General features: G+C 44.7%; 13 protein-coding genes. 8 read left to right on the forward strand and 5 right to left on the reverse strand.

Features of this window, described 5'->3' with window-relative positions; genetic code table 11:
* Positions 1–22: 22 nt before the first annotated feature.
* Together QFZ77_RS13630 and QFZ77_RS13635 are read left to right on the forward strand one after the other, a co-directional pair.
* Positions 23–1849, forward strand: a complete 1827-nt coding sequence (locus QFZ77_RS13630) for an SgrR family transcriptional regulator (protein ID WP_307440304.1) — start codon at positions 23–25, stop codon at positions 1847–1849.
* A 60-nt stretch (positions 1850–1909) separates the two neighbouring features.
* Positions 1910–2308, forward strand: coding sequence for a hypothetical protein (locus tag QFZ77_RS13635; RefSeq protein WP_307440306.1), 399 nt, complete (start codon positions 1910–1912; stop codon positions 2306–2308).
* An 18-nt stretch (positions 2309–2326) separates the two neighbouring features.
* Here the strand turns inward: QFZ77_RS13635 and QFZ77_RS13640 are convergent, their stop codons facing one another.
* Complete coding sequence (locus QFZ77_RS13640; protein WP_307440308.1) at positions 2327–2587, reverse strand: hypothetical protein; 261 nt, start codon at positions 2585–2587, stop codon at positions 2327–2329.
* 186 nt (positions 2588–2773) lie between these two features.
* Here QFZ77_RS13640 and QFZ77_RS13645 point away from each other — a divergent pair, with 186 nt between their 5' ends.
* Positions 2774–3439: a tetratricopeptide repeat protein gene (locus tag QFZ77_RS13645; RefSeq protein WP_307440309.1), complete on the forward strand. Its 666-nt coding sequence runs from the start codon at positions 2774–2776 to the stop codon at positions 3437–3439.
* 13 nt (positions 3440–3452) lie between these two features.
* Here the strand turns inward: QFZ77_RS13645 and QFZ77_RS13650 are convergent, their stop codons facing one another.
* A complete protein-coding gene (locus QFZ77_RS13650) occupies positions 3453–4505 on the reverse strand; it encodes an acyltransferase (RefSeq protein WP_307440312.1) in 1053 nt (350 codons plus the stop codon).
* 271 nt (positions 4506–4776) lie between these two features.
* Here QFZ77_RS13650 and QFZ77_RS13655 point away from each other — a divergent pair, with 271 nt between their 5' ends.
* Both QFZ77_RS13655 and QFZ77_RS13660 read left to right on the forward strand, forming a co-directional pair.
* Positions 4777–5208 carry a DUF86 domain-containing protein gene (locus tag QFZ77_RS13655; protein WP_307440314.1) on the forward strand — a complete coding sequence of 144 codons (432 nt, stop codon included), beginning with the start codon at positions 4777–4779 and terminating at the stop codon, positions 5206–5208.
* An 84-nt stretch (positions 5209–5292) separates the two neighbouring features.
* On the forward strand, positions 5293–5925 hold the full coding sequence (locus QFZ77_RS13660; RefSeq protein WP_307440316.1) for a helix-turn-helix transcriptional regulator: 633 nt from the start codon (positions 5293–5295) through the stop codon (positions 5923–5925).
* A 43-nt stretch (positions 5926–5968) separates the two neighbouring features.
* Here QFZ77_RS13660 and QFZ77_RS13665 read toward each other — a convergent pair whose 3' ends face one another.
* Entirely contained in the window at positions 5969–6601 is a 633-nt protein-coding gene (locus tag QFZ77_RS13665) for a bifunctional 4-hydroxy-2-oxoglutarate aldolase/2-dehydro-3-deoxy-phosphogluconate aldolase (RefSeq protein WP_307440318.1), read from the reverse strand.
* 175 nt (positions 6602–6776) lie between these two features.
* Here QFZ77_RS13665 and QFZ77_RS13670 point away from each other — a divergent pair, with 175 nt between their 5' ends.
* Positions 6777–7223 (forward strand): DUF948 domain-containing protein, encoded by a 447-nt coding sequence (locus QFZ77_RS13670; RefSeq protein WP_307440320.1) that lies wholly within the window; start codon positions 6777–6779, stop codon positions 7221–7223.
* A 14-nt stretch (positions 7224–7237) separates the two neighbouring features.
* Complete coding sequence (locus tag QFZ77_RS13675) at positions 7238–7609, forward strand: YtxH domain-containing protein (protein ID WP_307440322.1); 372 nt, start codon at positions 7238–7240, stop codon at positions 7607–7609.
* A 49-nt stretch (positions 7610–7658) separates the two neighbouring features.
* On the opposite strand, the gene QFZ77_RS13680 is transcribed toward QFZ77_RS13675, so the two are convergent.
* Positions 7659–8774, reverse strand: a complete 1116-nt coding sequence (locus tag QFZ77_RS13680) for a phosphodiester glycosidase family protein (RefSeq protein WP_373462598.1) — start codon at positions 8772–8774, stop codon at positions 7659–7661.
* Positions 8775–8894: 120 nt separating this feature from the next.
* The gene (locus tag QFZ77_RS13685) at positions 8895–9554 is read right to left on the reverse strand and encodes a helix-turn-helix domain-containing protein (protein WP_307440324.1); all 660 of its coding nucleotides are present in this window, start codon (positions 9552–9554) and stop codon (positions 8895–8897) included.
* 172 nt (positions 9555–9726) lie between these two features.
* On the opposite strand from QFZ77_RS13685, the gene QFZ77_RS13690 reads away from it, so the two are divergent.
* Complete coding sequence (locus tag QFZ77_RS13690) at positions 9727–11763, forward strand: glycoside hydrolase family 15 protein (RefSeq protein WP_307440326.1); 2037 nt, start codon at positions 9727–9729, stop codon at positions 11761–11763.
* The last annotated feature ends 1 nt before the right edge of the window (position 11764 follow it).

Raw genomic sequence — 11764 nt, forward strand, 5'->3', positions numbered from 1 at the left:
TTTTATGGAAAGGATGTTGAGTATGCAGCTTTTGACCCATTTCTTAGAGCTTCGAGCTAGTTTTGAACATGGGGTAGAACATGAACCACAGCCTATAACGTTAGATGAATTGGCAGATAGATTGTATTGTACAACACGTAATGTAAAGATTTTGCTTAAAAAAATGATGGAGCAAGGCTGGGTATACTGGAAGCCTGGAAGAGGAAGAGGTAATGTCTCCGAGCTTACTTTTCTTGTCTCCTCGGAGGATATGATTTCGAAGCAGGCGATGGAGTTGGCGGGCCGAGGCGATTATAAAGGGACGATTGAACTGATTCACCAATTGGGTAGAGGAGAGGCGCTGCAGGACTCTTTCATCGATTGGTTGTTCAGTTTTTTTGGTTATCGTGCAGTCGAACTTGAGGAGCGTTATAAGGACACACTGCGGTTTCCGGTCTACAAATGGCTGGTGACATTGGATCCGGCGCACTCTTTTTATGCATTCGACTGCCATCTCATTAATCAAATCTTTGACACGCTGATTGTGTACAATCCGCAAACAACGGTCTTTGAGCCCCATTTGGCCCATTATTGGGAAGTTAGCGAGGATGGCTTACATTACACGTTCTATTTGCGAAAAGGCGTGCTGTTTCATCATGGCAGAGAGATGACGGCGCATGATGTTTTTTACACATTTTCGAGATTGAAGGAGCTTGGCCTATCGGCGTGTCAAGGTTGGATGACCGAAAGTATTGAGAATATGACGGTACTGAATCGAAGTGCGATTGCTATCGAGTTGATGCAGCCGAATGTGCTCTTTTTGCAGCAGTTATCGCATTCCTCGATGGCCATCCTGCCGGAGGATATTTGTCGGGATAACGAGGGAATCTTTGGACGTATGCCCATTGGGACAGGGCCTTTCAGGCTTGAACGAAACGATGATTATATCTGTAAACTTCGTGCTTTCGATGATTATTTTGGGGTTAGGCCTCATCTGGATCAAGTGGAAATCTGGCTTTTGCCTCAGGATTTATCCGAGGTTGGCCCTAGTTGGGATATGGTGCAAGTGCTTTGCGACCATACGAATTCCCGTAAACCCGTTGGTGCTGTCGGAAAAGATACGGAATGGCATCAGATTGAGCAGTCGATTCTCGGCTGCAGCCTGCTTACTTTTAATCGGAATAAAAAAGGGCCGCAGCAGGATACTCGTTTCCGCAAAGCGATTGACCTGATTATCGATCGTGATCGAATGATTGAGGAGCTTGGAGGCTTCAGAGAAGCACCAGCCAGCAGTTTTTTACCAACGTTGGATCGCAAAGGAGCTGTCTCCGGTTATCATACTGATTTCGTTGAGGCTAAGCGCCTTCTTGATGAAATGGGGTATAACGGTGAGTCCCTTCACATGTACATCTATAGTAACAACAACGAAGATGCGCTATGGATCGTTGAGCAGTGTTCCAAAGTTGGAATTAGGATTGTACTGACAACCCAGAGTAAGTCAGATATGATGGGGCTGGACACGATTCAGGAAGCGGATCTCATATTCTATCACATTTGTATGGAAAGCGATTATGACCTTCATATTATTCAGACGCTTAAGCAAAGCAACAGCTACGTCCGCGCCCATTTAAATAGCGAACAAAAGGCCTGGGTTGATGCAGAAATCGATCAAATTCTCCAAAATGCAAGTCAAGAAACGCGTATATGCAAGCTAAACGAGTTGATTGAAGTGCTGCAAGAGGAGAAATCGTTTCTCTTTGTGCTTCATCGTTCTCAGCAAACCACGTATCATGATTCGATCAAGGGAGTGAGTATTAACGATTTGGGTTGGGTTGATTTTCGGAAAATATGGTTCACTCCTAGCGTTTGATAAATCCTATAAAACTGGAAATACTCTTCTTTATGATAGGTAACATTAGGAGGGTATGACATGAGAATTAAGCAGGCAAACATTGTTCGCTTCACGGAACGTAATGATATTCGGTGCGCCGATGTTGAAGTTAAAGCCAATGGCATAAAAGGGATTTTATTAACTGAATTCACAGCCTTGAAAGATAACGACTTTGACATGAGACATGTGTACCGCAAAGACGCATCGAATGAAATCGACTGGTATGATAACAATTTACATGAGGCGTTTAAAGATGTTTCTGAGGAATTGTTCAACAACAACGGACTTGATAAGGAGTGGGGCAAGCGCGAGGCGTTCATAGAAGAGATCCTGTCGTTTGGTTCGATTCGTAAAGAGCTGGAAGAGCATTTTCAACGTACTCACACAGCTTCGCTTTTTCATACAGACGATGTGGATGATCAGACCTTTTTACATTAATAAAAAAATAAACGACCCTTAAGGTCGTCTAGAATAGGGTTCGTAGCGGCTTTCCATGGCGTGCCAGCGTGCGTTAGCCACGAAGAATCCGATGAAGACGAAGACGAGAAGACGAATCGGTAGCCAAACCCATTTGAGCTCCTGAAAACTAAGAAATTCGATGACACTAAACAATAACGTGAGTCCGATGCCCCAAGGGAGCAGGCCGAACAGAATTAAATACTTGGATCTTCCCAGTTGTTTTCTTTTGTGCCAAACTTCTTTACGTGGATCGCTCATAGATAAACTCCCTTTTTCTTTTCATTATAGCACCGCTTCAAAAAAATCTCGAATGAGTGATCCATCTTTCAAATATAGTAACTTGTAGAAGCACTTGGCCGAAGGCTGGGTGCTTTTTTCTTTGAATAGGGATGACCAAACAAGGAAGATTATGGTAGGATAAGGAAGTCGAAAGGAGGGTTTATCGTGCTTATCAAATTACTTGTTTTCGGTTTATTATGGCGCCTTGTTGGTAATCCGTTTCTTGCTCTTCTTATTTTATTAGTCATTCTGTACGTGTTGGACAGAAGATTTGTCGGGTTAACACCAAACATATTCAAGCCATTTCAATTAAGCCGCAGAGCATCTAGATTGCGAAGTGACTTGCACGCTAATCCGCATAATACGTCAGCTAAATTGGAGTTGGCAAGGATTCTAATCGAGCGTAAAAAGTTCAGCGAAGCGCTCCCCTACTTGGAACAAACCCTGTCTATTATGGAAGAATCCGCAGATGTCCACTATGAGATTGGCCTTTGCCTCCTTAAGCTAGGGGATCTCATCAAAGGTGAAAGCTATATGCTCAAAGCGGTAGAATTAAATCCACGAGTCAAATTTGGTGAAGCTTATTTACGACTTGGTGAAGCTTTAGCTCCATCATCCCCAAAGAGAGCGGCGGAATTCATCGAGCAATTCCGAGACCTGCACTCTTCGTCGGTTGAAGCTTACTACCGTCTTGGCCAGCTGTACCAGCAGCTCGGCCGCGCAGAGGACGCTAAGCGCGCTTACCGCGAAGCGCTGGATATTCACCGCGGCTTGCCGCGTTACAGCCGCAGACAGCAGCGGCGATGGGCGCTATTAGCTCGCTTCAAATGAAAGAAGGTTCCGCTCAGTTGGCGGAACCTTTTCTTTGTGCGCTCGCATACAGCCGCACGAGCAGCCAAGAGCCAAACAGTCCGATGAGAATCGACGCGACTGTGTGGAGATCGTACAGCCATAGCTGCTCCTGCGCTGGCGCGATGCGATCCCAGAGCGTTAGCAGCACGGGATGCACGAGATAGATACCGAAAGAAGCTCCGCCTAAGGCAGATAACGCGGTGCCAAACGGTGAGCCGCTTTCCAGCCGCTTACGACCCCATTGGATGCAGCATAGCGGGATCGCCATACAATAAAGGAGAAGTGCTAGCTCGAACCATGAATTTTCGATAGATGCGAGCCCGTATTCATGGAGCAATAGCATCCCGACAAAAGCGACACCTGCAAGAAGCATGATGCTCCAAATCCAACTTGCATACCTTATAGACCAAGCAACAATCGCCGCATAATGAATGCCCATGAAAGCGCCGAAAGCAAATAGGGCTGAATAGCTTAGAAACAGTGAAGCGTATTCTGGAAGAGGATACACCCAATGATGAAAGCAATAGGCAGCTGCTTGAATCCCGATACCAATAGGAATAAGTCCTTGACGAAACCGATGCGACCGTCTAGCAGCCGTCATCATCAGGGGGAATAAGAGATAGAACTGAACAATAATGACCATATAATAGAGATGATAGCTGGCATTTCCCGACATGAGCAATTTGATTACGTGTATAACGTCAAAACCAATGTTGCCATGAAATATGAATTGATTGAATAGGTAGTAAAAAAGTGACCAAAGGACATAGGGAATCAGAATTTTTCGCAGCCGTTTTATCCAGAAAACCCGCGACATTCCCAGCTCCCAGCGGTCGTAATACGTATAAAATAGGACAACACCACTGATCCAAATAAAGAGTGGAACCGTGAATAAACTGGCCTTGTTGAGGATGAAAAATACGGCATGAGACCCAGTTCCTAACGGTAGCTGAGTCGCGCCTGAAGTACCATGAATGACGAGAACTGCGATGATCGCTATAGCACGCACGATGTCGATTTCGGTAAGTTTGGGCCTTGATAACATGTCTATGACTCTCCTTTTTTCACTTTTTTCACTCTATCATGAAAGAAATGAGAGAACAATACGGTTTCCAAGAGAATCTTGCTCGGCTTGACGCTCCCCCGTACCCACGATAAACTGAGAGTAGAATGAACCAAGTGAGAGTCAAGAGGGTGAATGAACGTGAGTTATGAATACGTCATGCAGGCTGTATTGTTAGTATTTCTGGTTATTATTACTTTTTTTGCAATGATGATTTGGACGAAATGGCGAAAAAGAGGACGGAGATAGCCCCATGTATTTTATTAACCATGAACAGATCAATCAAAGAATTCAGTTTCTGACTTCATTAGCTGATGCAAGCAAGCAATTAGAAGAGCAGTGGGCGAAAGGCACCAATGATCTTGTATGGCAGCTTGCGCAGGAACGTGTGCTGCATTTAGCGATCGAAACAGTGACAGATATTGGGAGCTTGCTGATTGATGCTTTTATACTAAGAGACGCTAGCAGTTATGAGGATATCGTGGAAATTGTACATGGAGAAGGCGCCTATTCAGAAACATTGAAAGAGACGCTGCTTCAGCTCGTGAAGCTCAGAAAACCTCTTGTCCAGGATTATGTTGACTGGAACCGCCAGGAATTAAACCCGTTAATCCCGAAACTTCCAGCTGCTTTTGAAGAATTTGCAGGTAGTGTTCGAGCTTTTATTAAGAGCGAATTGGAATAACATACATAGTTGTTTCTTAATTTACTTATGGTTAACAATGCTGTAAAATGAGACTTAAATGACAGTTCCGAGGTAGGTGAGAGAGTGAATCATGCACTTGAGACATCCACGCGTAAAGTGATTCTTTCTATGCTCAAAACTCAGGGACCGCTAAGTGTCCATGATATTTCCAAACAGCTCGGAATTACGGAAATGGCTGTCAGGCGTCATATCCATTCCTTGGAGAAGGATGATCTGCTTGAAACGAAGCTGGTTAGGCAAGCCATGGGAAGACCGTCTAACGTGTACACGCTAGCTCCGCAAGCAGATGAATTGTTTCCCAAGAAATACATGCAATTGACGCTCGATTTGCTAGATGAATTATTAGAAGGCGAAGGTCAGGAGAAGATCGAACGTCTTTTTGAAGGCAGGCAAGCTAAGCTTGAATCCCGGTATCAACCGCGCATGAACGAGAAAAGCTTGGAAGAGCGGGTAGCTGAGTTAGCGCTTATTCAGAACGAGAATGGATACATGGTGGACTGGTCACAGCTTGGAGAGGACGCGTATATGTTTAGTGAACATAACTGTCCGATTACGCAGGTGGCGAATACATTCACGCAAGCTTGCCAGTGTGAGTTAGCCTTGTTTCGGAATTTGCTTGACGCGAACGTGGAGCGAACCGAGTGTTTAGCGAAGGGTGCAAGCAAGTGTGTCTATATCATAAGTCAAAATAAATAACCATCAACCTCGCATACGGAGGAAGATGGTTTTTTTGTGTGCCCTAACGCGAAGCAGCAAGAAGACTGGCAGCTTTATCTGTAATCCACTCGAAGCGGCCTGCTTCGATTTCTTTTAGATTAATTAAGGAACCACCGATTCCTAGTCCGTAACAACCAATGTTTAGGAATTGTTTGATATTCTCTTCCGTAACCCCGCCGACGGCTATCAAAGGAATTTGGTCAAGAGGACCCATCAATTCTTTGATATAAGTGAGACCTAAGCTCGCACTCGGAAATACTTTAACAGCTGTAGCGCCTGCCTTCCATGCTTTAACGATTTCTGTTGGTGTCATTGCGCCTGGGAAAATCGGAATCCCCTTCGTACTAGCCCAAAGGATAACTTCCTCATCCATATTCGGAGTTACCAAGAATGAAGCACCAGCATGGACTGCTTTCTTAGCATCTTCTAGATCTAGTACAGTACCAGCGCCAATAAACATGTTCTGACCCGATTTATCCTGCAGCTCGCTAATCATTCGCAGAGCCCCTGGTGTATTGAGTGTGACCTCCATTACGGTAATGCCGCCTTTAAGAAGTGCGTCAGCTAAAGAGAGAATGTGGTTTTCTTGCACACCTCGAACGATGGCAATGATACGGGTGCGTTCGATTTCTATAAGTCCTTGCTCTCTGTTCATCTTAGTCCTCCAAGTGTTCTAGTTTGATTTGTTTTTATTATGACAGGTCTCAGAAATTTTTCCAGCTTTTTTGTGTCAAAACAAGCTGCTCCTACCTATACTGTAGTAAATCATAGGCATTCGTCTAGAAGCCGTCATCCACCCTCACAGCTGTAAGGTCCAGGAGGTGCCCGTCATGACATGGATAGAGATAAGTATCGTCAGTTCAGCAGTTGCCTTTATCGTGCTCGTCGGCTTTGCCATTCGCATGTTGATTACCATTGTGCAGATACTAGGCAAGTTGGGCGATACGGTTGTTCAAGCTAAGATGAACGTAGCTGAGACAGCAGAGCAAGCGGAGCAGTTAATGACGAAGGTAGGGCTGCTCACCGAAGAGGTGCATATGCAGATACTTACATTAGAGCCGAGTATCCAATCTGTGGAGAAGGCAGGAGCTGCTATAGGGGATGTCGCTTCTGCACTTCGCAAAGCCTCACGAGTGATGAACGAATCGATTCATGGTGCGGAAAAGGTTGTACATACCCACCAGAAGCGAATCCAAGACGCCATGGAGTGGGCAACGACGGGTTTTGAGCTGTGGCAAAGATGGCAAGCGCTTCGGAATGCTAAATCAGACAATTAAGGAGTGGATTTCTCATGTCCAATGAAAAAAAAGGTAAAGATCTTCTCATCGGTGCGGTTGTTGGAGGCTTACTCGGAGCGGCAACTGCGCTTCTATTTGCACCGAAATCCGGCCGTGAATTGAGAAGTGACATTGCGGAGCAAGCTCAAGTGGTTAGTGATAAAACCGTGCAAATCGCAAACAACGTAAGTCAAAAAACGCAAGAAGTTGCGAAAACCGTGAGCACAACAACATCTGATCTGTATGGAAAAGCAAAAGACACAGCCGTAAACGTTGTGGATACCGTCCGTTCCTGGAAAGAGACCAAAAGTGACGAAGAGCTGGACGCCCCGGTTGAAGAAGTAAGCGAGGCTGCGGAAGATTTGGTCATTCTAGGAAATCGTTAAAAACAAAAAAAGCAGAAAGCTCCGAGAATAGAGCTTTCTGCTTTTTCTTTTACCACTTGGAAGGATCGATTTTGCGAATATCTAAACCTTCCCAAACGTTCTTGATGTTCGCAGTTTCCGGATGATCGAAGAGAAGCCACGCTGTAGGGAGGTAACGTTCCCCGTATTCACTTGATGGCTTGTTGATGATCTCATTCTTATGAACGAGCACCGTTGAGGCTCCGCCGTCTAAATTCGCAGCCGTTACAGCGCCATGCTCTAGGAAAATCTGCTGTACATCATACAGCGTCGCTCCAATGCTATGCTTCTGTCTGCCATCGATGATGGCGAATAGAATGGAGCCGTCCTTCGTCTGCGCCATACTGGTCCGCGGAGCAATTCCCCAGCCATCGGCTTGACTCTTAATCTGCCCAACCCCATTCACAATGAACCGAGGGCTGAACGAAACAGCTTCCTGTACGCCCATGTCCACAAGCTCGGAAACCTTGTACTTGCCTGCAATCATGCGGCCTTCTTTATCGATACCAACAACCTGCACAGTGCCGTTCATGCCTTTGTCATTATAAAAGATTTTGCCTCCGGAGATGACAATTCCTTCAGGCTGGAAGCCGTTTCCTTCCCAATTGGGATCGATGAATCCTCCGCCATTAACACCGAGAATAGCTCCGGTTCTTTTCACCATAGAGGAAACCTTCTCCCCTTTACCCACTTTCTCAGGTACGGCAATTCTAAGCTTTTTCGGATCCGAAATCGTGACGAGCTGTCCTTTGAAATTTGACCCCGAAATCGGCTCAATGGTGACCAAATCTTTCTTGGCAACAACTGGGGCAAGAGGGGAGTTAGGTTCAATTTCAACGAATCCTTTATCTTTCTCATCGCCCATTTCGTCGAATTGCTTCCAATAGGCTTCCACGCGCTTCTGCAACTCTGTAGATCCTATCAAATATTTGGCCCACTCCCGGTGTTGGGTTGTAATCAAGGTGTCAGCCATCATTAATCTTACATTTGAACCAGAGGAAGTAAGGAAAAACCAACATAAGGACATTACAGAAAGTAAGGTAAACCCAAGTACCCCATACACGATAAAGCTCATTCCCACAGACCTTTTGCGTTTAACTCTCGTTAGACTAGAAGACTGCTGGGAAGTGGTTTGTTGTACAGCCATGTATTCTTTACCTATCCTCTCTGCCAAAAAATCATCTAACCTTCCATATAAATAAACGAAAAGAAAGGAGAAAAAGTTTCATAAATGACTGAACTTTTCTCCTTTTTTTGTAAGTTGTTCCTAAATAGGCCGCTTTAAAGTCTGGAAAAGTGAATCCGATACGGAGTTACGGTCGTATTGAAACTCCAATCCCATTCCTGTGTTACTTGCTACACTGCGGACGATTAAATCATGGTATTTCTTCTGACGAATCGCAGCGATAACGACAAACTTGCTGACACCTAGAGGGTCAAAATAGAGTTTTCCTTCTTTTTCGATGTACTTCTGAACATGATTGAGGTTGACGAATAAGTCTGTATCCATCTTCTTAAATCCTTGTTCTTCAAGCTTATCTAGAAAATGACTGAAATCCAGTAATGAATTCACACTTCGGCTAACTTTGCCAATTCGTGTATGGTAAGTAATTTCCTTCGTACTGACTTCGATAAACAGTGTATCCGACACAGGGACTAGCTCTTGCTCATTGATTGCATGGACGTCCTCTTTTTCGAGATACCCGGCTTTCTCCATAAGTTCTGTATATGAAAAGTTGTAGGCATCCGACAGCTTTTTCAGCGTGACAGGAGAGGGTTTGATTTTCTCATTGGTCGAACGATTACGCTCTAGTTCAAGGTCTCTGATGTAGGCATGCGATAGCCCGCTTTTATGAGCCGCTTCACGCAATGACATCTTGCCCCGCAAGCTTTCCAAAAATTTACCGAATCCTTCAAATTGTTTCATAATAACGTATCCCTCCATATGTTTTAATTGTAAATGAATTCGAATGAAATGAACATATTTAAGGCGCGAATTGGTGCCAATTACCTCAAAATCCAGCCAAGAACCGCTGCGTGAATATTTAAGCACTCAATTTGGTAAATTAGTAGCAATATCTTGGAAAGAGGCTGATGGAATGGCAAGAGATTTACCCATAGGAAACGGGAATGTACTCATTAATTTCGACGCTGCTTATAATATTCGTGACATGTATTACCCTTTAGTAGGTCAAGAGAATCAATCTAGTGATCATCTTTCACATTTTGGCATTTGGTGTCCGGAAGGATTCTTCTGGATTGACGATCCAGAGGTTTCAAAAAAGCTCAATTATTTGGAAGATTCGCTTGTTACTAACGCGGATTGCGCCCATGAAAGGTTAGGTCTCAGCTTCGTTATTCGTGATGGGGTCGATGTTCAGCAGAATGTATTTTTACGCAAGGTGAAGGTAGAAAACCGCTTTGATGTGGAAAGAGAAATTAAATTGTATTTTCATTTGGATCTCCAAATCTATGGAAATGGCGTCGGAGACACGATTTATTATGATCCTGAGTTGAATTCACTTTTATTTTATAAGGGTCATCGTTATATGTCACTATCTTGCTTGTCTCCAGACGCTGAGAAAGCAATACCTAGCGGTTATGCAACAGGACAAAAAGGGATTCACGGTTTGGAAGGAACATGGAGAGATGCTGAGGATGGTCATCTAGGGGGAAATGCCATCGCGCAGGGATCTGTTGATGGTGTGATTGAATTGACGATGAAACTACCGCCAAAAAGCGTGAAAGAAGCTTGGTTCTGGGTCTGTTTTGGACGTACGAAGCAGGAGGTAGAGCGTTTAGAGCGATTACTTCGCACAGCAACCCCGCAAGCATTATTACAAAGAACTCACGATCATTGGGTGAAATGGGTGAATCAGGATGCCCACCAGCTCTCACTGTTGAAGCCTGATTTGGAATCATTTTATAAGCGATGCTTGTTGATTACCAGAACAAACGTCGACAATCGAGGGGCCATCATTGCAGCGAATGATTCAGATATTTTGAAATTTGCCAAGGATACTTACTCGTATATGTGGCCGCGTGATGGCGCTTTGGTATCTCATGCGCTTGATCGGGCGGGATATTATGAATTATCCAGGAAATTTTTTGACTTCTGTAAGAAGGTACTTACTCCTGAAGGTTATCTCATGCACAAATATAACCCTGACAGTTCAGTGGGCTCGAGCTGGCATCCCTGGGTGGATAGTCGAGGGAATAAGCAGCTTGCGATTCAAGAGGATGAGACAGCTCTTGTGCTGTATACGTTATGGCATCACCATAAGCTGGCTGGAACAATAGAGAGCTCACGTGAGGATTATGAGAAATTTGTGAAGCCCGCAGCGGACTTTCTCGTTCGTTACCGGGATGCATCCGGACTTCCTTTGCCTTCCTATGATCTCTGGGAAGAGCGTTATGGTGTATTAGCATTCACAGTATCATCGGTATATGCCGGTCTTATAGCTGCAGCACGTTTTGCCGAATATCATCAGGATAAAGTGCGCTCCATTTATTATGCAGATATCGCAGGACAAGTAAAGAAAGCAGCTGAACAGCATCTGTATGCTCCCGATCAGAATCGCTTTTTGCGGGCTTTATATTGGAATTATGAACAAAATACGTATGTGCCGGACTACACGCTCGATATGAGTATGTATGCACTATTTGACTTCGGCTTGTTTGAGCTTGAAGATCCGCGGATTGTGGCAACGATGGAGATTCTGAAAGAGAAATTGTGGGTACAAACAGATATCGGCGGTATCGCTCGTTATGAGAACGACTATTATCATCAAGTCACCAATGACGTAGCTAAGGTACCGGGCAATCCTTGGTTTATATGTACCCTTTGGTACGCGGAATGGCTGGTGGCGTCTGCCAAAACCGTTCAGGACTTGTTGGAAGCGGAAAAATTGATGCGCTGGGCTATTCTTCATGCTGCGCCTTCAGGGGTGATGGCTGAGCAAGTACATCCTTTCACAGGAGAGCCTATGTCCGTTTCACCGCTGACTTGGTCACATGCTTCCTTTATTAAAGTGACGCAAGAATATTTGTCGAAATTAAAATTATTGACCTCGAAGGGAACGAAGCAAGCTGTTGATGCGAGTGAGGATAAAGTGCTGGAGCCCGTCGTTCATTAGT

It is taken from the genome of Paenibacillus sp. V4I3 (assembly GCF_030817215.1).
Classification (GTDB): Bacteria; Bacillota; Bacilli; order Paenibacillales; family NBRC-103111; genus Paenibacillus_E.

What these genes read in the sequence shown, in the direction of transcription:
- QFZ77_RS13685 (WP_307440324.1), bottom strand. Translation starts at nt 9,554, where the DNA reads ATGAAACAATTTGAAGGATTCGGTAAATTTTTGGAAAGCTTGCGGGGC.
- QFZ77_RS13665 (WP_307440318.1), bottom strand. Translation starts at nt 6,601, where the DNA reads ATGAACAGAGAGCAAGGACTTATAGAAATCGAACGCACCCGTATCATT.
- QFZ77_RS13680 (WP_373462598.1), bottom strand. Translation starts at nt 8,774, where the DNA reads ATGGCTGTACAACAAACCACTTCCCAGCAGTCTTCTAGTCTAACGAGA.
- QFZ77_RS13630 (WP_307440304.1), top strand. Translation starts at nt 23, where the DNA reads ATGCAGCTTTTGACCCATTTCTTAGAGCTTCGAGCTAGTTTTGAACAT.
- QFZ77_RS13690 (WP_307440326.1), top strand. Translation starts at nt 9,727, where the DNA reads ATGGCAAGAGATTTACCCATAGGAAACGGGAATGTACTCATTAATTTC.
- QFZ77_RS13650 (WP_307440312.1), bottom strand. Translation starts at nt 4,505, where the DNA reads ATGTTATCAAGGCCCAAACTTACCGAAATCGACATCGTGCGTGCTATA.
- QFZ77_RS13640 (WP_307440308.1), bottom strand. Translation starts at nt 2,587, where the DNA reads ATGAGCGATCCACGTAAAGAAGTTTGGCACAAAAGAAAACAACTGGGA.
- QFZ77_RS13670 (WP_307440320.1), top strand. Translation starts at nt 6,777, where the DNA reads ATGACATGGATAGAGATAAGTATCGTCAGTTCAGCAGTTGCCTTTATC.
- QFZ77_RS13655 (WP_307440314.1), top strand. Translation starts at nt 4,777, where the DNA reads ATGTATTTTATTAACCATGAACAGATCAATCAAAGAATTCAGTTTCTG.
- QFZ77_RS13675 (WP_307440322.1), top strand. Translation starts at nt 7,238, where the DNA reads ATGTCCAATGAAAAAAAAGGTAAAGATCTTCTCATCGGTGCGGTTGTT.
- QFZ77_RS13635 (WP_307440306.1), top strand. Translation starts at nt 1,910, where the DNA reads ATGAGAATTAAGCAGGCAAACATTGTTCGCTTCACGGAACGTAATGAT.